The 253-nt window shown below is 60.5% G+C and carries 1 pseudogene; it reads right to left on the bottom strand.

From position 1 onward, the window contains the following. A pseudogene (locus tag ACPYOI_RS36575) lies at positions 1 to 253 on the bottom strand (glutamine synthetase); the annotation flags it as partial.

The raw sequence follows: 253 nt of genomic DNA, 5'->3' as shown, positions 1-253 counted from the left end.
ACATAGCGCTGCATGCCGCCGATGAAGTGGAAGAATTCCTGCGACGGACTGCCGTCCGGATTGGTGAAGACGTTCTTGCCGGTCTCGATGTTCGCGACGGACTGATGAATATGCATCGCCGAGCCCGCCTGGCTCTGCATCGGCTTGGCCATGAAGGTGGCATAGATGCCGTGCTTCAGCGCTGCCTCGCGAGTGGTGCGCTTGAACATGAACACCTGGTCGGCAAGCTCGATCGGGTCGCCATGGCGCAGGT

This window comes from Rhizobium sp. SVR5-2C (assembly GCF_056755115.1).
Note: the sequence above shows the minus strand (reverse complement) of the source record. Positions and strands in the feature narration are given on the sequence as shown.